We start from the raw sequence: 20,121 nt of genomic DNA, 5'->3' as shown, positions 1-20,121 counted from the left end.
CAGGTCGCCGGTCACTGGTTGACTCCGTACAGGGCGAGGAGGGTCTTCATACGGTCCTCGGCCAGCTTCGGGTCCGGGAACAGGCCCAGGCCGTCGGCGAGTTCGTAGGCGCGCGCGAAGTGCGGCAGCGAGCGGGCCGACTGCAGGCCGCCGACCATCGTGAAGTGGGACTGGTGGCCGGCCAGCCAGGCCAGGAACACCACGCCCGTCTTGTAGAACCGGGTGGGGGTCTGGAAGAGGTGCCGGGAGAGCTCCACGGTGGGGTCCAGGAGGCCGCGGAAGCCCGCCGTGTCCCCGGTGTCCAGGATTCGGACCGCCTCGGCCGCCAGCGGCCCCAGCGGGTCGAAGATGCCGAGCAGGGCGTGGCTGAAGCCCTGCTCGTCGCCCGCGATCAGCTCGGGGTAGTTGAAGTCGTCGCCGGTGTAGCAGCGGACGCCCTGCGGCAGGCGGCGGCGCAGGTCGACCTCGCGCTGCGCGTCCAGCAGGGAGACCTTGATGCCGTCGACCTTGTCGGGGTGGGCGGCGATGACCTCCAGGAAGGTGTCGGTGGCCGCATCGAGGTCGGACGAGCCCCAGTAGCCCTCCAGCGCCGGGTCGAACATCGGGCCGAGCCAGTGCAGGACCACCGGCTCGGCGGCCTGGCGCAGCAGGTGGCCGTAGACGTCCAGGTAGTCCTCGGGGCCCTTCGCCGTCGCCGCGAGCGCCCGGGAGGCCATCAGGATGGCCTGGGCGCCGGACTCCTCGACGAGCGCGAGCTGCTCCTCGTACGCGGCCCGGATCTCGGCGAGGGTGCCGCCGGTGATCTGGTCCGTGCCCACACCGCAGGCGATCCGGCCGCCGACGGCACGGGCCTCGGCGGCGCTGCGGCGGATCAGCTCGGCCGCGCCCGCCCAGTCCAGGCCCATCCCGCGCTGGGCGGTGTCCATCGCCTCGGCGACGCCCAGGCCGTGCGACCACAGGTGGCGGCGGAAGGCGAGGGTGGCGCCCCAGTCGACGGCGGCGGGCGCGTCGGGGTTGGTGTCGGCAAAGGGGTCGGCGACAATGTGTGCGGCCGAGAAGACCGTACGGGAGTTGAACCCTCTCCCAGCCGGAGGCAGGGAGATTCCTGGCTCACGTCGCCTGTGGCCCTGCGGGCCAGTAGGTCTTACACGATCGGCACCAGCCGGGTTGGAACCAGCCCGGTTTGGAACTGCAAGTGAAGAAGTTGCTGCGCTGGCTTGGCTCTCGCTCAGCACGCCGGAAATGTTACCAGGTGTCTCGTGGGTGCCGGGGGTGACGGCGAGCGGCTCGGTGCGGGGCTCGTAGGCCCGCAACGACCCGTCCGGGGAGGGGAGGTGGATGGTCACAGCTCGATCTCCGGTACGTCGATGCGGCGGCCCTCCGCCGACGACCTCAGGCCCAGTTCGGCGAGCTGCACACCGCGCGCGCCGGCCAGCAGGTCCCAGTGGTAGGGCGCGTCGGCGTAGACGTGCCGCAGGAACAGCTCCCACTGGGCCTTGAAGCCGTTGTCGAACTCGGTGTTGTCGGGGATCTCCTGCCACTGCTCGCGGAAGGCGTAGGTGGCCGGGATGTCCGGGTTCCAGACCGGCTTGGGGGTCGCGCTGCGGTGCTGGACACGGCAGTTGCGCAGGCCGGCGACCGCTGAGCCTTCGGTGCCGTCCACCTGGAACTCGACCAGTTCGTCCCGGTTGACGCGCACCGTCCAGGAGGAGTTGATCTGGGCGACGGCGCCGCCGTCGAGCTCGAAGACGCCGTACGCGGCGTCGTCCGCCGTCGCGTCGTAGGGCTTGCCGTTCTCGTCCCAGCGCTGCGGGATGTGGGTGGCGGTGAGGGCCTGGACGGACTTCACCCGGCCGAACAGCTCGTGCAGGACGTACTCCCAGTGCGGGAACATGTCGACGACGATGCCGCCGCCGTCCTCCGCGCGGTAGTTCCAGGACGGGCGCTGCGCCTCCTGCCAGTCGCCCTCGAAGACCCAGTAGCCGAACTCGCCGCGGACCGAGAGGATCCGGCCGAAGAAGCCGCCGTCGATGAGCCGCTTCAGCTTCAGCAGGCCGGGCAGGAAGATCTTGTCCTGGACGACGCCGGACTTGACGCCCTTGGCGTGCGCGAGCCGGGCCAGCTCCAGGGCACCGTCGAGGCCGGTGGCCGTCGGCTTCTCGGTGTAGATGTGCTTCCCGGCCGCGATGGCCTGCTTGATGGCCTCCTCGCGGGCGGAGGTGACCTGGGAGTCGAAGTAGATGTCGATGGTGGGGTCCGCGAGCACGGCCTCCAGGTCGGTGGAGATGTGCTCGTCCGACAGGCCGTGGCGGTCGGCGATCTCGCGGAGCGCGTGCTCGCGGCGGCCGACGAGGACCGGTTCCGGCCACAGGGCCGTGCCGTCACCGAGGTCGAGTCCGCCCTGCTCGCGCAGGGCGAGGATCGAGCGGACGAGGTGCTGGCGGTAGCCCATGCGCCCGGTGACGCCGTTCATGGCGATACGCACCGTCTTGCGGTTCACGTGTTTCCCTTCGTCCGCGTGCGTCTCAGCAACGCAGCAAGCGCTTTCTATATGGTCTGAAGCTAGCCTTTCACCACTGGTCTGTACAAGACCGTGATGGGGTCGAGTTGTTCGAGGGGGCGAACGACAGGAGTGAATGGCCTTATGGTCTGCACGGCAAGGGGGCTTCCTATGAGCAAGCTGTTGATCGGACTGCCGATCAGGCTGCGTACGACGACGTACGACGAGATGCGCGACCGGAGGACGACGAGATGACGGTGACCCTGGCGGACGTGGCGGCCCGCGCCCAGGTCTCGCCCGCGACGGTGTCGCGCGTACTGAACGGCAACTACCCCGTGGCGGCGTCCACGCGGGAGCGGGTGCTGCGGGCGGTGGACGAGCTGGACTACGTCCTCAACGGACCGGCGAGCGCGCTCGCGGCGGCCACCTCCGACCTGGTCGGCATCCTGGTCAACGACATCGCCGACCCGTTCTTCGGGATCATGGCGAGCGCGATCCAGGCCGAGATCGGCGGCCCGGGCGGGCGCGCGGGCGGCGAGCGGCTGGCGGTGACCTGCAACACCGGGGGGTCGCCGGAGCGGGAGCTGACCTACCTGACCCTGCTTCAGCGGCAGCGGGCGGCGGCGGTGATCCTGACCGGCGGGGCGATGGAGAACGCGCCGCACGCGGCGGCGGTGGCGGCGAAGCTGCGCAAGCTGGCGGACGCGGGGACCCGGGTGGTGCTGTGCGGGCGGCCGCCGGCGCCGGACACCGACGCGGTGGCGCTGACCTTCGACAACCGCGGCGGCGGCAAGCAGCTGACCGAGCACCTCATCGGCCTCGGCCACCGGCGCCTCGGCTACATCGCGGGCCCCGAGGAGCGGACGACCACCCGGCACCGCCTGGAGGGCCACCGGGCCGCGCTGGCCGACGCGGGCATCGAGGAGGACCCGCGCTGGACCGTGCACGGGCGGTACGACCGCCGGGCGGGGTACGAGGCGACGCTGGAGCTGCTGCGCCGGGACCCGACGCTCACCGCGGTGGTGGCGGCCAACGACTCCGTGGCGCTGGGCGCGTGCGCGGCGCTGCGGGAGTCGGGGCTGCGGATCCCGGCGGACGTGTCGGTGGCCGGCTTCGACGACCTGCCGTTCAGCATCGACGCGGTGCCGTCGCTGACCACGGTGCGGCTGCCGCTGGCGGAGGCGGGGGCGCGGGCCGGCCGCATCGCCATGGGCCGCGAGGAGCCGCCGCCGGGCGGGATCGCGACGGTCCGGGGGGAGCTGATGGTGCGGGGGTCCTCGGGGGTGCCGCGCAGCTGAGCGCTCCGCCGGGAGGGCCGCGATGTGGCGTCCGGCGACTGCCGGGTGCGGCGCCGTCGTGGCTGGTCGCGCAGTTCCTCGCGCCCCTTTGGGGCGCTTCACGCAGGGTGTGACACCCGGGGGCACGGCTCAGATGCCCCGGAGACCACTCGCCCCGACGCACGGATCCGGGTGCCCGAAAGTCGGGCACCCGGATCCGTCCTTTGTTGCCAGGGGAGCGTCAGACGCGGAGAACTGGCTCAGTCCCAGCCGCCCCAGCCGTAGTCGTCGTCATCGCCCCAGTAGCCGCCGTGACCGTGACCGCCGTAGCCGCCATAGCCGCCGTAGTCACCGCCGTAGCCGCCGTGACCGCCGTAGCCGCCGCCGTAGCCGCCGTGGCCACCGCCGCCGTAGCCGCCGCCGCCGTAGCCGCCGCCGCCGTGACCGCCGCCGCCGTAACCCCCGCCGCCATGGCCGCCACCGCCGCCGCCGTGGCCACCGCCACCGCCGCCGTGACCGCCGCCGCCACCGCCGTTGTCCTGGTAGGAGACGACGTGGGCGGGTGCCGCGTGGGTGGCCGCGCTGGCGACCCCGGCTCCGGCGGCGAGCGCCAGGACAGGTGCCGAAATCGCAGCGATGGCGACCCTCTTCATACGTGTGGTGTGCGCGCGCATGGTTTCGCCCCTCTCCGAGGGTGTGGTTGTGTAACGACGGCCGCCGTGTCAGGAGGCGAGCCGCCCTGCGTGCGCTCCAGGGCCTGCGCGCAGCCCTGGGCGCGTCCGCCGCCCGCGATGCCGGTTCCTCCGCGGCCGTCCGGGCTCTCCGGCGGACCACGCCACGTCCTGGTTGAAACGGACATTAGTGACGTTCGTGTATAAACCTACGGCGCGGACGCGGCGAAGTCAAAAGCAGGACCAGGGCCGGGCAAAAAGAACAAGTAAAGCCCGCGGAACCGCCGTTCACGCCGACGCCTTCCGGCCTGGCGGGGTGGCGGGATAGCCTCGGAGGCACGGTATCTCTGACTCAGTCAACCATCGGGGTCCCAGCCATGACCGTCCAGGACATCCGTGCCTTCAACCGCTTCTACACCAACCTCATCGGCGCTCTCGACTACGGCCGCCACCTCTACGCCCCGTACACCCTCACCGAGGCCCGGGTGCTGTACGAGCTCGCGCACTCCGCCGACACCGACGCGGCCGACCTGCGGTCCGATCTCGCGCTGGACGCCGGGTACTTGAGCCGGATCCTCAACAAGTTCGAGGAGGCCGGGCTGATCGAGCGCGCGCCCTCGGAGAAGGACCCGCGGCGGCGGCGCGTGTCCCTCACCCCGGGCGGGCGGGCCGCCGCCGGACTGCTGGACGAACGGGCCCGGGAATCGGTCGGCTCGCTGCTGGGCGCCGTCGACCCGGGCGAGCGGGCCCGCCTCGCCGAGGCGATGCGCACCATCCGCACGATCCTCGGCGACGGACACACCCCCGAGGGCTCCGGCGAGGTCGTGCTGCGCGAGCCGCACCCCGGCGACCTGGGCTGGATCGTGCAGCGCAACGCCGCCCTGTACGCGGCCGAGTACGGCTGGAACACCGACTACGAGGGCCTCGTCGCCCGGATCGTCGCCGACTACGCCGAGGACCACGACCCGCACCTGGAGCGGACCTGGATCGCCGAGTGGGCCGGGCGGCCGGTCGGCTGCGTGATGTGCGTACGGGACGACGCCCCCGGCACCGCACGGCTGCGGCTGCTGCTCGTCGAACCGGAGGCCCGCGGGCTCGGCATCGGCGACCGGCTGGTCACCGCCGTGACCGACTTCGCGCGCGGGGTCGGCTACCGGGAGCTGGTCCTGTGGACCAACGACGTGCTGTCCGCCGCCCGCCGCATCTACCAGCGGCACGGCTTCGTCCTCACCGCCGAGAAACCGCACCGCTCCTTCGGCAAGGACCTGGTCGGCCAGGACTGGCGACTGGACCTGCACGGAACCGGGGAGTGAGAAGTAGGTTGGTGAGCATGAAGTTCGCCTTCTCCACCCTCGGGGTTCCCGGTCTGCCGGTGCCGGACGTGCTGGCGCTCGCCACGGACCACGGCTACCACGGCGTCGAACTGCGCGCCCACCCGGAGGAGCCCGTACATCCCGGCCTCGGCCCGGCCGCACGGTCCGACGTGGCCGCCGAGTTCAAGGCGACCGGCGTGGAGGTCCTGGGCGTCGCCGGGTACGCGCGCCTCGCGGCCCCCGGCGATGACGCCCCGGTCCTCGACGAGACGCGCCGACTCCTCCAGCTCGCCCACGACCTGGGCGCCTCCTACGTCCGCGTCTTCCCGGGCGCCGACCCGGACCTGCCGGCCGCCGAGTCCGACGCGATCGCCGCCCGGCGGCTCGGCACGGTCGCCGAGGACGCCTCCGCGCTCGGCGTCCGGGTCCTCCTGGAGACCCACGACTCGCACCGCACCGGCGCCGCCGCGATCCGGGTCCTCGGCCCGGTCGGCCACCGCATGGTCGGCTCGCTCTGGGACGTCATGCACACCTGGCTGGGCGGCGAGCAGCCCGCCGAGAGCTACGCGGCGCTCGCCCCGCACCTCGGCTACGTCCAGGTCAAGGACATCGCCTCGGCCGACGACACCACCCCGCTCCCGCTCGGCGCCGGGATCCTCCCCCTCTCCGAGTGCGTGGAGGTGCTCTCCCGGCACGGCTGGGACGGCTGGCTGTGCTGGGAGTACGAGAAGCGCTGGTACGAGGCGGCGCCCCCGCTGCCCGGACTGCTGGCGGCGGGCCGGGACCACCTGGCGCGGCTGCTCAACGAGTCGGCCTGACCGTTCCTGGAAACCGAGCGGGAGTGAGTCCTGTTGCCAGGACTCAATCGACGCCGGTCACCGGTTGTTCACAACCCCCGCGATCACGCGCCGGCGACCGGGATCCCCCACCCCGCGGCCAGCTCCCCGAACGCCTCGTGGAAGCCGGGGAACGTCTTCTTCACGCACCCCGGGTCGTCGAAGGAGATCCCGGGCGTGCGCAGGCCGGTCACCGCGAAGGACATGACGACGCGGTGGTCGCCGTAGGTCTTGATCTCGGCCGGGGCGGGCGTGCCGGGCCGGATCTCGATCCAGTCCTCGCCCGTGGCGACGTCGATGCCCAGCCGCCGCAGGTTCTCCGCGCAGGCGTCGAGCCGGTCGCACTCCTTCACCCGGGTGTTGGCCACGTCCTCGATCCGGACCGGACCGCTCGCGAAGGGGGCGATGGCCGCGAGGGTGGGCATGGTGTCGGAGATGTCCCGCATGGCGACGGTGAGGCCGTGGAGCGTGCCGGTGCCGCGCACGGTCGTCCGGTCCTCGCCGATCTCCACGTCCGCGCCCATCCGGCGCAGTACGTCCACGAAGCCCAGGTCGCCCTGGAGGGCGCCCCGCCCGAGCCCCGGCACGGTGACCTCACGGCCCGTCACGGCCGCCGCGGCGAAGAAGTAACTCGCGGTGGAGGCGTCGGGCTCGACCGCGTATGTGGTGGCCCGGTAGCCGCCGGACGGGACGACGAAGACCTCCCCCTCCCGCGCCACCTCCACCCCGAACGAGCGCATCATCGCGATCGTGATCTCCACGTACGGCGCGGACACCAGGTCCGTCACCCGGATCCGCAGGCCCTTGCGGGTGAGCGGGCCGAGCAGGAGCAGGGCGGTGAGGTACTGCGAGGACTGCCCGGCGTCGAGCGTCACCTCACCGCCCTCGACCCCGGCCGCCTCGATGCGCAGCGGGTGGTGGCCCTCGGCCGCCTCGTGACGCAGGTCGACACCGAGGTCGCGCAGGGCGCGGGTGAGCGGGGCGAGGGGGCGGCGGCGCATCTGCTCGGAGGCGTCGAAGCGGTAGCTGCCGTGGCCGGCGGCGGCGAGGGTGGGCAGGAAGCGGGCGGTGGTGGCGCCGTCCCGGCAGTAGACGTCGGCCTCGGGCAGGGCGGGGCCCTGCGGGCGGCCGTCCACCTGCCAGGTGTCGGGGGTACGGCCGACGCGGTAGCCGAGCCGGGCCAGGCCCTCGGCGAAGCCCTCGGTGTCGTCGGAGCGGAGGGGGCGCACGAGGGTGGTGACTCCGTCGGCGGCGGCCGCGAGGAAGAGGGCGCGGGCGGTGACGGACTTGGAACCGGGGATCGCGACGAGGGGCATGGGCCGATGATCTCTGGTTTCCCGGGGGTGCGGGGATGTTTGTCCATGAGGTGGAACAGGTTGTTCGATGCGCGCGGGCCGGTGGGGGGTGCTGGCGCAGTTCCTCCCCCAGCCTTCGGCCGGGGGTACCCCCAGCGCCCCTTTCAGGGGCGCTTCACTGACGTCGCTTGCGACCCTCCGCTCCCGACTTCGGGAACTCGGGAACCCGGCCCCCGCCCCGCCCGTCCAACGCGCAGGCTGTCGGAAGAGTCTCCGTGGTGCGGTGTCGGCCCTCGCTGCTGGCTACGATCGCCGACCTACCCTCTCCGCCGCACCACGGCCGCCGGCCCGCCGCCATCGACGTGCCCCCCTCCAATGCGCCGATGGCGGCCCCTCTCCGGGTACCGTGCTTTCCCTTGACGGAAAGAAACTTCCCGAATAGTGGTGACCCCACGGAAGTTTCCTTCAACCGGTTTCTCCACCGGAAGGAGCGCACGTGCCCTCCAGACGCACCGTCCTCGCCGCGACCGCGGGCGTCACCGCGGGACTGGCCGTCGGCACCAGCGCGAACGCCCTCGGCTCCGACGACAAGAGGCTCCCCGCGATCGTCTCCCGGATGACGCTCGAGGAGAAGGTCGGGCAGCTGTTCGTGATGCGGGTCTACGGGCATTCGGCCACCGACCCCGACCAGGCCGACATCGACGCCAATCTCAAGGAGATCGGCGTCCGCACCGCCGCCGAGCTGATCGGGAAGTACCGGGTCGGCGGGATCATCTACTTCACCTGGACGCACAACACCCGGGACCCGCGGCAGATCGCCGAGCTGTCGAACGGGATCCAGCGGGCCTCGCTGGAGCAGCCGCGCGGCCTCCCCGTCCTCATCGCCACCGACCAGGAGCACGGCGCCGTCTGCCGGATCGGCAAGCCGGCCACGCTCTTCCCGGGCGCCATGGCCATGGGGGCGGGCGGTTCCACGGCCGACGCCCGCACCCTCGGCCGTATCTCCGGCGCGGAGCTGCGGGCGATGGGCGTCCGGCAGGACTACTCCCCCGACGCCGACGTGAACGTGAACCCGGCCAACCCGATCATCGGCGTACGGTCCTTCGGGGCCGGCCCGGACGCGGTCGGGGCGCTGGTCGCCGCCGAGGTGCGGGGGTACCAGGAGGCGGGGGTGGCGGCCACCGCCAAGCACTTCCCGGGGCACGGCGACACCGCCGTCGACAGCCACACAGGCTTCCCGGTGATCACGCACAGCCGGGAGCTGTGGGAGAAGCTGGACGCGGTCCCGTTCCGGGCGGCGATCGAGGCCGGCATCGACTCGATCATGACCGCGCACATCCAGTTCCCGGCCCTGGACGGCTCCGGCGACCCGGCCACCCTCTCGCACCCCGTCCTCACCGGCATCCTCCGCGACGAACTCGGCTACGACGGGGTCGTGGTCACCGACTCCCTGGGCATGGAGGGGGTCCGCACGAAGTACGGCGACGACCGGGTGCCGGTGCTCGCCCTGAAGGCCGGAGTCGACCAGCTCCTCAACCCGCCCACCCTGGACGTCGCCTGGAACGCCGTCCTGAAGGCCGTGCAGGACGGCGAGCTGACCGAGTCCCGGCTGGACCAGTCGATCCTGCGGATCCTGCGGCTGAAGTCCCGGCTGGGGCTGCTCGACCGGCCGTACGTCAACGCGAAGGACGCCGGCCGGGTGGTCGGCACGGCGAAGCACCTCGCCGCCGCCGACCGCATCGCCGAACGCACCACCACCCTGCTGGTCAACGAGGGCGGCCTGCTCCCGCTGTCCCGCCGCACGCACGGCAAGGTGCTGGTCGTCGGCGCCGACCCGGACTCGCCGTCCGGTACGACGGGCCCGCCGACCGGCGTGCTCGCCGCCGCCCTCACCGAACTGGGCTTCACGGCGACCGCGTTGTCCACGGGGACCAACCCCTCCGCCGCCGACGTCGACAAGGCGCTCGCGGCGGCGCGGGAGGCGGACGCGGTGGTCGTGGGGACGTACAACGTGACGGCGGGCAGCGGGCAGCAGCAGCTGGTGGAACGGCTGGTCGCGACCGGCCGCCCGGTGGTGGCGGTGGCGGTGCGCAATCCGTACGATGTCGCCCAACTCCCCTCCGTGCGGGCCTGCTTGGCGGCCTACTCGTGGACCGACGTCGAACTGCGGGCCGCAGCGCGGGTGATCGCGGGCACGGTGGCACCGCGGGGCGCTCTGCCGGTGCCGGTGCAGCGGGCGGACGATCCGGCACAGGTGCTGTATCCGATCGGCCACGGGCTGACGTACTAGACGTACGCCATCGAACCGGGCGTAACGCCCCCAACGGGCGGAAAGCCTCCCGTACAGCTGACGCGGACCGTGATCGCGGGCCACGCTGGCAGGGGGGTCGGTATGCGGAGCAGACGTTGTGCGGGGGTTCTGGTGGCGGTGGCCGTCGTGCTGCTGCCGGCCGGTTGCCGAACGTCGTCGTCCGAGGCGCCGGCGGGCAGCGCGCGGTCGACGGCGAGCCCGGCGCCGTCGGGGTACGGCACGCAGTTCCTCGCGGTCGACGAGTGCAGCTCGTTCGGGACCGCCGGCTTCACCGAGGTGCCCTGCACCAGTGAACGGGCGGCCGCCCGGGTGATCGCCCGGTACGACGGCACCGTCGCCGACGGTCCGCCGTGCCCGGCCACCACCGACTTCGTGCTGCACATCGGCGCCCAGCGCACGGGGGGCGACGAGGACGGCGACGGAACGATCCCGCAGGGCTACGCCTGCATGCGCAACCTGGAACCGCCGCACCCCGGCGACCCGGGCGGAGGCGGCGGGCCGCGCACCATCGTCGGCGACTGCGTCTACGGCTCGGGCCGCGGCCAGGTCCGCGAGACCGCCTGCGACGGCTCGGGGAAACGGAAGCCGCAGTACCGGGTGGTGCGCGCGGTGACCTCGCGGGACGCCTGCCCGGCGTCCACCGCCCTGTACGTCCAGCTGGGCGGGGAGCACCCGGTGGGCTGTGCCCGGCGGTTGTGAACCGGGGCGTCCAGGGCACGTGCCAGGAAGTCGGCGGGCGTCGCGGTCATCCCGGGGACACTGCTCCCCTCACCACGACTCGGCCTGCCGGAACAGCGCGATCACCTCGGCGAAGAACCAGACGCAGAACACCAGACACGCACCCCACAGCCCCCACAGAACCCAGCGGACCCCGCGTCGTACCCGCACCGGCGGATCCTCCCCCTCCGTACCTGTCGGCCTGTCTGCATCAGAAGGCGCGGTCCGGGACCGCACCCTCAGCAGAGGATCCATCCGGAGCTCACCGAGCTCCGCCCCACCGTGCCCCGCACCCACACGCAGCGGTGGCCCGCGTGGACCGTGACCGGGCCCGCGCGGTGGCTGTACTTGCCCTTGTCGACGACCGGGCGGTTGCCGCGGGCCTGGACGCTGACGGACATCATCCGCCTGCCGCCGGAGGTCTTGGGCAGGGTGATCGCGCAGACGTAGCCGCCCTGCCGGTAGACGTGCACGATGCCGGTGGCGAAGGGCAGGGTCCGCACCTCGCGTCCGGCACAGTTCGCGGCCGCCACGGCCTGGGCCTCGGCCGGTGCCACCAGCGCGAGCGCCCCGGAGGCGGCCAGCACGGCCACACCGAGCGCGAGCCGCCGGCGTATCGCACCACTGTCCACAGTCGTCCCCTCCCGTACCGCAGCTGTGCACCAGCCATGACCGTACTGATGTACGGACGCCCGACGTATGTCGGATGGTTGCACGGCCGTCAGGGAGGCGAGCTCAGCGGGGTGGGTTCCCCGGGCGGGGGCCGTCAGGGGCCCGGGGAACGATCGAGGTCAGCGGGCCGCGCCCACCGGCTCCTCCGGTTCCTCGGGCTGGCCGATGAAGGTGCGCCACAGCTCGGCGTACCGGCCGTCGCGGGCCAGCAGTTCGTCGTGGGTGCCGTCCTCGGCGACCCGGCCGTGGTCCATGACCACCACCCGGTCGGCGCGGGCCGCGGTGGTCAGCCGGTGGGCGACCACGAGGGTCGTACGACGGCCCGTGAGGCGGTCGGTGGCCATGTTGACCTGGGCCTCGGTCGCCAGGTCCAGGGCCGCCGTCGCCTCGTCGAGGAGCAGCACGTCGGGGTCGACCAGCTCGGCGCGGGCGAGGGCGATCAGCTGGCGCTGGCCCGCGGACAGGTTGCGGCCGCGCTCGGCCACCTCGTGGAGGTAGCCGCCGTCGAGGGTGGCGATCATCTCGTGGGCGCCGACCGCGCGGGCCGCCGCCTCCACCTGGGCGTCGGTCGCGTCCGGGCGGCCGTAGGCGATGGCGTCCCGGACGGTCCCGGGGAAGAGGTACGCCTCCTGCGGGACGACCCCGAGGCGATGGCGGTACGAGGTCAGGTCCAGGTCGCGCAGGTCCGTGCCGTCGACCGTCACCCGGCCGCCCGTCGGGTCGTAGAACCGCGCGACCAGCTTGACGAGGGTCGACTTGCCGGCGCCGGTCTCGCCGACGAAGGCGACGGTCTGCCCGGCGGGGATGGTCAGGTCGATGCCGCTCAGGGCTGCGTCGCCCTCGTCGGCGGCACCGTACGCGAAGTGCACGTTCTCGAAGGCGATGTCGCCGTGCAGGGAACCGACCTCGCGCGGCCTCTCCGCCGCCTGCGTGGACGTCGGCTCGCGCAGGAGTTCCTGGATGCGGCCGAGGGAGACGGTCGCCTGCTGGTAGCCGTCGAAGACCTGGGAGAGCTGCTGGACGGGGGCGAAGAACAGGTCGATGTAGAGCAGGTAGGCGACCAGCGCGCCGGTGGTGAGGGTCGCCGCCTCCACCCGGTGGGCGCCCGACATCAGCACGCTGGCCGCGGCCACCGACGACAGCAGCTGGACGAACGGGAAGTAGACCGATATCAGCCACTGGCCCCGGATACGGGCCTTGCGGTAGCTCTCGCTGCGTTCGGTGAAGCGGCGGCCGCTGTCCCGCTCGCGCCGGAAGGCCTGCACGATCCGCAGCCCCGAGACCGACTCCTGGAGGTCGGCGTTGACCACCGACACGCGCTCACGGGCGAGTTCGTACGCCTTCACGCTGGCCCGGCGGAAGAAGAAGGTCGCGACGATCAGCGGCGGCAGGGTGGTGAAGACGACGAGCGCGAGCTGTACGTCGATCACCAGCAGGGCGACCATGATGCCGAAGAAGGTGACGACGGAGACGAACGCGGTGACCAGGCCCGTCTGGAGGAAGGTGGACAGCGCGTCCACGTCCGTCGTCATCCTCGTCATGATCCGGCCGGTCAGCTCCCGCTCGTAGTAGTCGAGTCCGAGCCGCTGGAGCTGGGCGAAGATCTTCAGGCGGAGCGAGTAGAGGACCCGTTCGCCGGTACGGCCGGTCATCCGGGTCTCGCCCGTCTGGGCCGCCCACTGGACGAGCACCGCGAACAGGCCGAGCAGCGCGGCCGCCCAGACCGCGCCGACCGCCATCCTGCTGACGCCCTGGTCGATGCCGTGCCGGATCAGGATCGGCAGGAGCAGGCCCATGCCGGCGTCCACGGCGACCAGTGCGAGGCTGACGAGCAGGGGCGCGCCGAAGCCGCGCAGCAGGCGGCGCAGGCCGTAGGAGTCCTCGGGGCGTACGGCGCCGGCCTCGTCGACGTCGGGGACGTCGGTCGCCGGGGGCAGCGCCTCGACCTGGGCGAGGAGCTCGGGGGTGGCCGGGGTGCCGGCGAGGGCGAGGTCCCGGGGCGTGCGGTCGCCGGTCCACAGCCGCGGGGTCACACCGCGCTCGGCGTCGAACTCGGCGTCCAGCTCGTCCCGTACCGACGTGTCCTCGCGTGAGACGGCCGGGAGGGTGTGCCCCGGGGAGACCCCGCCCAGCTCGTCGGGGTCGGTCAGGAGCCTGCGGTACAGGGCGGACCGCTGCTGGAGCTCCTCGTCGGTGCCGATGTCGGCGAGCCGGCCGCCGTCGAGGACGGCGATGCGGTCGGCGAGGTTGAGGGTGGAGCGGCGGTGCGCGATGAGCAGGGTGGTGCGGCCCCGCATCACGTGCGCGAGAGCCTCGTGGATCTCGTGCTCCACGCGGGCGTCGACGGCCGAGGTGGCGTCGTCGAGGACGAGCAGACGCGGGTCGGTGAGCAGGGCGCGGGCGAGGGCGATGCGCTGGCGCTGGCCGCCGGAGAGGGTGAGGCCCTGCTCGCCGACCTTGGTGTCGTAGCCGTCGGGCAGCTCGGCGATGAACCGGTCGGCCTGGGCGGCGCGGGCGGCGGCGAAGATCTCGTCCTCGGTCGCGTCGGGACGGCCGTACGCGATGTTGTTGCGGACCGTGTCGGAGAAGAGGAACGAGTCCTCCGGAACCAGGCCGATCGCGGCCCGGAGCGAGTCGTGGGTCAGCTCGCGGACGTCGTGGCCGCCGACCAGGACGGCGCCGTGGGTGACGTCGTAGAAGCGGGGCAGGAGGAGGGAGACCGTGGACTTGCCGGAGCCGGAGGAGCCGACGACGGCGAGGGTCTCGCCCGGCCGTATCTCGAAGCTGAGCCCCTGGAGGACCGGGCGCTCATGGTCGTACCCGAACGCCACGTCGTCGAACTCGACGGTCGCGGGCGCGTCGGCCGGAAGGGTCTTCGTGCCCTCCTGCATGGTCGGCCGGGTGTCGATCAGCTCCAGGACGCGCTCGGTACCGGCGCGGGCCTGCTGGCCGACGGTGAGGACCACGGCGAGCATCCGGACCGGCCCGACCAGCTGGGCGAGGTAGGAGGAGAAGGCGACGAAGGTGCCGAGGGTGATGTGACCGCGGACGGCGAGCCAGCCGCCGAGCGCCAGCATGGCGACCTGGCCGAGGGCCGGGACGGCCTGCAGGGCCGGGGTGAACCTGCTGTTCAGCCGTATCGTGCGCAGCCGCCCCGCGAACAGCTTCCGCCCGACCTCCTTGAGCTTCCCGGTCTCCTGCTCCTCCTGCCCGAACCCCTTCACCACGCGAACGCCGCTCACCGCGCCGTCGACCACACCGGCGACGGCGGCGGCCTGGGCCTGGGCGTACCAGGTGGCGGGGTGGAGCTTGCTGCGGCTGCGCTTGGCGATCCAGTACAGGGCCGGGGCGACGGCGAGGGCGACCAGGGTGAGCGGCGGTGACAGCCAGGCCATGATCGCGAGGGAGATCAGGAAGAGGAGGATGTTGCCGATGGTCATCGGCAGCATGAAGAGAAGCCCCTGAATGAGCTGGATATCGCTGGTGGCGCGCCCCACCACCTGGCCCGTGGACAGCTCGTCCTGCCGCCGTCCGTCGAGCCGGGTGAGGGTGTCGTACATCTCGGTCCGCAGGTCGTGCTGGACGTCGAGGGCGAGCCGGCCGCCGTAGTAGCGGCGGACGAAGGTGGCCGCGTAGACGAGGACGGCGGCGCCGATCAGGGCACCGGCCCAGGGCCCCATGGACCGGCTGTGATCACCGATCACGTCGTCGATGATCACCTTGGTGATCAGGGGTACGACGGCCAGCACCGCCATGCCGGCCAGCGAGGAGCCGAGCGCGAGCACGACGTCCCCGGGATGCCGCCAGGCGTACCCCGCCAGCCTGCGCGCCCAGCCGCCCTGCCGCTGCTCCCCCTGTTGCGCTGCCACGCGGGTGCCCTTCGTTCGCCCTGCTCTTCCGCAGCTCACAACACGGAACGAAGCGGATTTCATCCCTCCGCAACAAAACTCGGGCGGCGGGCAGGACACCGGCAGGGGATCTACTGGTCGGCGCTGAGCACACCGCCGGCCCTGAGCACGATGTACACGCCGCCGGCGTCGAGCCCGGCGTCGCGCTGGTTCGCCTCTCGGGTTCTGTCCGCATTCGGTGACAGGGAACGGCCGTCTCCGTTCGCGGAATCCCGGCGCAGGCACCAGGATGCGTGCTCAGGGGAGCGTGGTGGTGCCGACCACCGCAGGAGGTCCGCATGGCGAGGTTGCTGTCCGTCAACGTGGGAATGCCCAAGGACGTCTCCTGGCAGGGGCGGACCGTCCGCACCGGAGCCTGGAAGTCGCCCGTGCCCGGCCGCCGCATGGTGCGGCGGCTGAACGTCGAGGGGGACGGCCAGGGCGACCTGGCCGGGCACGGCGGCGAGATCCGGGCCGTCCTCGTCTACCAGCTGGAGTCCTACCGGTACTGGCGCGAGCAGCTCGGCCGGGACGACCTGGCCTTCGGGATGTTCGGGGAGAACTTCACCGTCGAGGGCCTGCCCGACGACGAGGTGTGCATCGGCGACCGCTACCGCATCGGCGAGGCCGAGTTCGAGGTGACCCAGCCGCGCGTCACCTGCTACCGCGTCGGCATGCGCCTGGGCGAACCCGCCATGGCCTCGCTCCTGGTCGCCCACCACCGTCCGGGCTTCTACCTGCGGGTGATCACCGAGGGCCGGGTCCAGGCCGGTGACCTGATCACCCTCACCCGCCGGGGCCCGGGAGAACTCAGCGTCGCCGACACCGACGCGCTGCTCTACCTGCCCGACCGCGACCCCGCGAAGCTGCGCACCGCCCTGCGCGTCCCCGCCCTCAGCCCCGGCTGGCGGCAGTCCTTCCGCGAACTCGCCGCCGCCGGGCCGTCCGGTCCCGAGCCGGGACCGTCCGGCTTCAGACCCATGCGCGTGGCCCGCATCGTCCCCGAGACCGCCGACGTCTCCTCCGTCCACCTCGCCACCACCGACGGCACCCCGCCGCCCGCGGCCCGCCCCGGCCAGTACCTCTCCCTGCGCCTCGCCGTCGACGGCGCCGCCCGCACCGTACGCAGCTACTCCCTGTCCTGCGCGCCAGCCGCCGGCGCCTACCGCATCAGCGTCAAGCACGAGCCCCACGGCGAGGTCAGCGGCTACATCCACACCCGGCTCCGCACCGGGGACCTCGTGGACGTCGCCGGCCCGCGCGGCACGTTCGTGCTCGAAGAGGGCACCGGTCCGGTCGTCCTCCTCTCGGCGGGCATCGGTGTCACGCCGGTGCTCGCCATGCTCCACCGCCTGGCAGCCGTACGGGACCCACGCCCCGTCTGGTGGATCCACACCGCCCACGACCGCGCCCACCACGCCTTCGCGGACGAGGCCCACGCCCTCCTCGCGCGGCTCCCCCACGCCCGCGAGCACATCCACTACACCTCGGAGACACCGCCGCCCGGCGACGACCGCGTCACCCGGGGCCGCCCGACCGCCGCCTCGCTCACCGCCCTGGGCATCCCCGCCGACGCCGACGCCTACCTCTGCGGCCCGACCGCCTTCATGGACGACCTCTCCGGTCACCTGCGCGAGCTCGGCCTGCGTCCCGAGCGGATCCGCACCGAGCGGTTCGGCGCGCTCGCCGCCGTCAACCCCGGCGTCACCCCCACCACCCCGGTACGCCCGCACCAGCCGGCCGGCCCCCCGGGCACCGGCCCCCTCGTCACCTTCGCCCGCAGCGGCGTCACCACTCCGTGGTCCCCCGCCCGCGCCTCACTCCTCGAACTCGCCGAGGCCTGCGACATCCCCACCCGCTGGTCCTGCCGCACCGGCGTCTGCCACACCTGCGTCACCCCGCTGCTGACAGGCGACGTCACCTACACCACCCCGCCCCTCGAACTCCCCGACCCCGGCACGGTCCTGGTCTGCTGCACCACACCGGCCGACGAGGTCGTCCTCGATCTCTAGGGGGTGGCCTTTACGGCCGCGACGAACGGGAGCCATGCGGCCGACGTGAAGATCACGGCGGGGCCGTATACGCCCCGACCGTCCACCACATCGGACACCAGCCCGCGGTCGACCCGATCGGCGTGTACGGGATCGTGCATGGGTTCGTGCGGCATGCTCGCGAAGGACGCGAGGGTCACCCGGTGAGCGTTCCTCGCCTGCTCCCCTGGGCGGGTCCCGAGGGCAAACCCTGTTTCCCGGTCACGGGCGGAGACGGCTGTCTCTCCCGGGCCGCCGACGCCGTCGACTCCGTGCAGCTGAGGATGGCCGCCGCACTCCTCGACCACTCGGCCGCCCTGCTCGAAGGGCGGCAGGTCACGAAGGCCGAACTCCGTTCCCTGGTGGCCCGGATGAGAGAGGCGCTGACCGACGTGCCGCGGATCGCCGAGAGCCGACGGCTGCAGCACGGCGGCGTGTGTCAGGGTGGCGCACATGGACTGGCAGTTCGAGAGCCCGGAGCTCTGGGCGTTCCTGGAGTCGCTGCACCCCGGTGAGGTCCTGTCCGGGACCGTCGCGGCGATCGAGCGGTTCGGGGTCTTCGTGGCCCTCGACGACGGGCCCGCCCATCCCCTGTTTCCCGGCGTCGGGTTCATCACGATCCCCGAACTGTCCTGGCGGCACATCGACGCCGTCACCGATGTCGTCGAGGTCGGGCAGCGCGTCGCATGCGAGTTCCTGCAGTTCGACACCTACAACGCCGAGGCCAGACTGTCCCTGCGCGCGCTGCGACCCGACCCCTTCCAGACGTTCGCCGACCGCACGGAGGTCGGCCAGGTGCTGCGCGGAACGGTCGAAAAGGTGCTCCCCTTCGGGGCCTTCGTCGGCGTCGGGGACGGCATCTCCGGGCTGGTGCCCTTCAGGGAGCTCAACGGCAGGCCTGCGGCCGGCACACCGGAGGCGTTCCGGACCGGCGCCGAGATGTCCGTCGTCGTCACGGAGATCGAACTGCCGCGGCGCAGGGTGTTCCTCGCCATGCCGGAGCCGGGGGCGTTCGGGGCTCCCTGAGCGCCTCGTGAGTGCGGAGGTCCGGGGCGGCACGAGCCGACTAGGAATCCGACTGACCGGACACGTCCTGGTGCCCGACGGTGATCGCCCACCGCACGCCCGCCGACGCCGTCACCCGCACCGTGCCCGGCGTGTGGGGGCGCGCCACACCGCCGTTCATGTTCATCTCGTTGCCGATGGTGCTGACCTGGCCGGCGACACAGGCGAACGGGAAGCTGACGCCCAGCGGTTCGACGGTGACGGTCAGCTCGCCCTTGCCCTCGCAGTTCACCAGGACGGTCAGGCTGCCGCTGCCGACGCCGCCCTTGATCTCCATCTCCCGGCTCCCGGTGGCGTTCGCCGCCTGGGCGACGACCTCGCCGTCGGTGAACACCGGCGCCTTGGTGACGGAGTCGTACACGTCGGAGGCCGGTGTCCCCGTGGCGGGAGCGGGCGACGAGGTCGCGGGGGCGTGTGACGAGGTCGCGGGGGCGGGCGCGGCGTGACCGGAGCCGCCGTCGCACCCGGCGGCCAACAGCACGACCGCGGCCGCGGATATCGCCGTGGCCGGCGCACTCGGGTATCTCATGGGCCCCATAGTCGGGCACGGTGGGGACGGCGCGGCGCCCGGCCCAGGTGACGGTTCCTTAAAGCCCCGACCGTTCGTACAACCATTCGCGCGAATCCGTGTGTCAACGAGGGTATGACTCACAGACGAAGGAGCGGGCTGGTCGCCACCGCGCTCGGCACCGGGTTTCTCATAGCCGGCGTGGCCGTCGCCGCGCCCGCCTCGGCCGCCGCGCCCGCCGTCAGTTGCACGTCCGCCAAGGCGGCCCTCGCCACGAAGCTGAAGAGGGACATCACCACGGCCATCGCGAACCGCAAGGGGACGATCGCCGTCGGCCTGTACGACCGTTCGACGAAGACGACCTGCACCCTCCGCTCCACCACCCACTACGACTCGGCCAGCACGGTCAAGGTGACCGTGCTCGCCACGCTGCTGTGGGACGCGAAGAAGCACAACCGGTATCTGACCACCACCGAGCAGACGCTCGCCAAGGCCATGATCACCAAGTCGGACAACGACGCGACCACCAGGCTGTGGAAGCAGCTCGGCCTGACGAAGATCAAGGGCTTCCTGAGCGCCGCCGGGATGACGCAGACCACCCCGGGCGCCAACGGCTACTGGGGCCTGACCCAGATCGACGTGCACGACGAGCAGAAGCTGCTCGCGCTCGTCACCGCCAAGAACACCGTGCTCAGCGACAATGCGCGTGCCTACATCCTGAAGCTGATGGGGCAGGTCATCTCGTCCCAGCGGTGGGGCACGCCGTACGGCGCCCCGTCCGGTGTCTCCGTGCACGTCAAGAACGGCTGGCTGCAGCGCGCCACGCACGGCTGGCGGGTGCACAGCCTCGGTACGTTCACCGGCGGCGGCCACGACTACCAGATGACCGTGCTGACCCAGGACAACAGCACCATGAGCTACGGCATCAACACCATCCAGGCCGTCGCGAAGGTCGTCCACAAGGACCTCGCGGCCTCCTGAGGCGGGAGGGCGGTTCGCATACCGAAGTGCGGTCCAGGCGGCCGGAAATCGACCCTTC

Annotated in this window: 17 protein-coding genes; 9 read left to right on the top strand and 8 right to left on the bottom strand. The window is 72.4% G+C overall.

The genetic code is table 11. The features are described 5' to 3' along the window. Positions 1–11: 11 nt before the first annotated feature. On the bottom strand, positions 12–1,103 hold the full coding sequence (locus ACFY0P_RS16010; RefSeq protein ID WP_388912821.1) for a dihydrodipicolinate synthase family protein: 1,092 nt from the start codon (positions 1,101–1,103) through the stop codon (positions 12–14). Positions 1,104–1,342: 239 nt separating this feature from the next. Then, entirely contained in the window at positions 1,343–2,500 is a 1,158-nt protein-coding gene (locus ACFY0P_RS16005) for a Gfo/Idh/MocA family protein (RefSeq protein WP_388912359.1), read from the bottom strand. 251 nt (positions 2,501–2,751) lie between these two features. Between ACFY0P_RS16005 and ACFY0P_RS16000 the strand changes: the two genes are divergently transcribed. After that, on the top strand, positions 2,752–3,798 hold the full coding sequence (locus ACFY0P_RS16000; protein WP_388912356.1) for a LacI family DNA-binding transcriptional regulator: 1,047 nt from the start codon (positions 2,752–2,754) through the stop codon (positions 3,796–3,798). Positions 3,799–4,037: 239 nt separating this feature from the next. Here the strand turns inward: ACFY0P_RS16000 and ACFY0P_RS15995 are convergent, their stop codons facing one another. Continuing rightward, entirely contained in the window at positions 4,038–4,430 is a 393-nt protein-coding gene (locus tag ACFY0P_RS15995) for a hypothetical protein (protein ID WP_388912353.1), read from the bottom strand. 395 nt (positions 4,431–4,825) lie between these two features. Here ACFY0P_RS15995 and ACFY0P_RS15990 point away from each other — a divergent pair, with 395 nt between their 5' ends. Next, a complete protein-coding gene (locus tag ACFY0P_RS15990; RefSeq protein ID WP_388912350.1) occupies positions 4,826–5,761 on the top strand; it encodes a GNAT family N-acetyltransferase in 936 nt (311 codons plus the stop codon). Positions 5,762–5,778: 17 nt separating this feature from the next. Continuing rightward, on the top strand, positions 5,779–6,579 hold the full coding sequence (locus ACFY0P_RS15985; protein ID WP_388912347.1) for a sugar phosphate isomerase/epimerase family protein: 801 nt from the start codon (positions 5,779–5,781) through the stop codon (positions 6,577–6,579). Positions 6,580–6,662: 83 nt separating this feature from the next. Here the strand turns inward: ACFY0P_RS15985 and aroA are convergent, their stop codons facing one another. Then, positions 6,663–7,913 (bottom strand): 3-phosphoshikimate 1-carboxyvinyltransferase, encoded by a 1,251-nt coding sequence (gene aroA / locus ACFY0P_RS15980; RefSeq protein ID WP_388912344.1) that lies wholly within the window; start codon positions 7,911–7,913, stop codon positions 6,663–6,665. Between the two features lie 475 nt (positions 7,914–8,388). Here aroA and ACFY0P_RS15975 point away from each other — a divergent pair, with 475 nt between their 5' ends. Further along, positions 8,389–10,182: a glycoside hydrolase family 3 protein gene (locus ACFY0P_RS15975; protein ID WP_388912341.1), complete on the top strand. Its 1,794-nt coding sequence runs from the start codon at positions 8,389–8,391 to the stop codon at positions 10,180–10,182. A gap of 102 nt (positions 10,183–10,284) precedes the next feature. After that, positions 10,285–10,902 (top strand): hypothetical protein, encoded by a 618-nt coding sequence (locus ACFY0P_RS15970; protein ID WP_388912338.1) that lies wholly within the window; start codon positions 10,285–10,287, stop codon positions 10,900–10,902. 257 nt (positions 10,903–11,159) lie between these two features. Here ACFY0P_RS15970 and ACFY0P_RS15965 read toward each other — a convergent pair whose 3' ends face one another. Continuing rightward, on the bottom strand, positions 11,160–11,552 hold the full coding sequence (locus ACFY0P_RS15965; RefSeq protein WP_388912335.1) for a hypothetical protein: 393 nt from the start codon (positions 11,550–11,552) through the stop codon (positions 11,160–11,162). Positions 11,553–11,711: 159 nt separating this feature from the next. Continuing rightward, positions 11,712–15,461, bottom strand: coding sequence for an ABC transporter ATP-binding protein (locus ACFY0P_RS15960; RefSeq protein ID WP_388912332.1), 3,750 nt, complete (start codon positions 15,459–15,461; stop codon positions 11,712–11,714). 317 nt (positions 15,462–15,778) lie between these two features. Between ACFY0P_RS15960 and ACFY0P_RS15955 the strand changes: the two genes are divergently transcribed. Beyond that, the gene (locus ACFY0P_RS15955) at positions 15,779–17,491 is read left to right on the top strand and encodes an MOSC domain-containing protein (RefSeq protein WP_388912329.1); all 1,713 of its coding nucleotides are present in this window, start codon (positions 15,779–15,781) and stop codon (positions 17,489–17,491) included. Here ACFY0P_RS15955 and ACFY0P_RS15950 read toward each other — a convergent pair. Beyond that, positions 17,488–17,670, bottom strand: a complete 183-nt coding sequence (locus tag ACFY0P_RS15950; RefSeq protein ID WP_388912326.1) for a hypothetical protein — start codon at positions 17,668–17,670, stop codon at positions 17,488–17,490. The genes ACFY0P_RS15955 and ACFY0P_RS15950 overlap by 4 nt on opposite strands. A gap of 3 nt (positions 17,671–17,673) precedes the next feature. Between ACFY0P_RS15950 and ACFY0P_RS15945 the strand changes: the two genes are divergently transcribed. Both ACFY0P_RS15945 and ACFY0P_RS15940 read left to right on the top strand, forming a co-directional pair. Continuing rightward, positions 17,674–18,024, top strand: coding sequence for a hypothetical protein (locus tag ACFY0P_RS15945; protein ID WP_388912323.1), 351 nt, complete (start codon positions 17,674–17,676; stop codon positions 18,022–18,024). Beyond that, positions 17,963–18,535, top strand: coding sequence for a S1 RNA-binding domain-containing protein (locus ACFY0P_RS15940; RefSeq protein ID WP_388912320.1), 573 nt, complete (start codon positions 17,963–17,965; stop codon positions 18,533–18,535). The genes ACFY0P_RS15945 and ACFY0P_RS15940 overlap by 62 nt, the downstream gene beginning before the upstream one ends. A gap of 40 nt (positions 18,536–18,575) precedes the next feature. Here the strand turns inward: ACFY0P_RS15940 and ACFY0P_RS15935 are convergent, their stop codons facing one another. Then, entirely contained in the window at positions 18,576–19,103 is a 528-nt protein-coding gene (locus ACFY0P_RS15935) for a hypothetical protein (RefSeq protein ID WP_388912317.1), read from the bottom strand. A gap of 114 nt (positions 19,104–19,217) precedes the next feature. Here ACFY0P_RS15935 and ACFY0P_RS15930 point away from each other — a divergent pair, with 114 nt between their 5' ends. Then, complete coding sequence (locus ACFY0P_RS15930) at positions 19,218–20,063, top strand: serine hydrolase (protein ID WP_388912314.1); 846 nt, start codon at positions 19,218–19,220, stop codon at positions 20,061–20,063. The last annotated feature ends 58 nt before the right edge of the window (positions 20,064–20,121 follow it).

The sequence above is a fragment of the Streptomyces sp. NPDC001714 genome (genome assembly GCF_042892755.1).
Classification (GTDB): Bacteria; Actinomycetota; Actinomycetes; order Streptomycetales; family Streptomycetaceae; genus Streptomyces.
Note: the sequence above shows the minus strand (reverse complement) of the source record. Positions and strands in the feature narration are given on the sequence as shown.

What these genes read in the sequence shown, in the direction of transcription:
- ACFY0P_RS16000 (WP_388912356.1), top strand. Translation starts at nt 2,752, where the DNA reads ATGACGGTGACCCTGGCGGACGTGGCGGCCCGCGCCCAGGTCTCGCCC.
- ACFY0P_RS15995 (WP_388912353.1), bottom strand. Translation starts at nt 4,430, where the DNA reads ATGAAGAGGGTCGCCATCGCTGCGATTTCGGCACCTGTCCTGGCGCTC.
- ACFY0P_RS15990 (WP_388912350.1), top strand. Translation starts at nt 4,826, where the DNA reads ATGACCGTCCAGGACATCCGTGCCTTCAACCGCTTCTACACCAACCTC.
- ACFY0P_RS15985 (WP_388912347.1), top strand. Translation starts at nt 5,779, where the DNA reads ATGAAGTTCGCCTTCTCCACCCTCGGGGTTCCCGGTCTGCCGGTGCCG.
- aroA (WP_388912344.1), bottom strand. Translation starts at nt 7,913, where the DNA reads ATGCCCCTCGTCGCGATCCCCGGTTCCAAGTCCGTCACCGCCCGCGCC.
- ACFY0P_RS15970 (WP_388912338.1), top strand. Translation starts at nt 10,285, where the DNA reads ATGCGGAGCAGACGTTGTGCGGGGGTTCTGGTGGCGGTGGCCGTCGTG.
- ACFY0P_RS15955 (WP_388912329.1), top strand. Translation starts at nt 15,779, where the DNA reads ATGGCGAGGTTGCTGTCCGTCAACGTGGGAATGCCCAAGGACGTCTCC.
- ACFY0P_RS15940 (WP_388912320.1), top strand. Translation starts at nt 17,963, where the DNA reads ATGGACTGGCAGTTCGAGAGCCCGGAGCTCTGGGCGTTCCTGGAGTCG.
- ACFY0P_RS15935 (WP_388912317.1), bottom strand. Translation starts at nt 19,103, where the DNA reads ATGAGATACCCGAGTGCGCCGGCCACGGCGATATCCGCGGCCGCGGTC.
- ACFY0P_RS15930 (WP_388912314.1), top strand. Translation starts at nt 19,218, where the DNA reads ATGACTCACAGACGAAGGAGCGGGCTGGTCGCCACCGCGCTCGGCACC.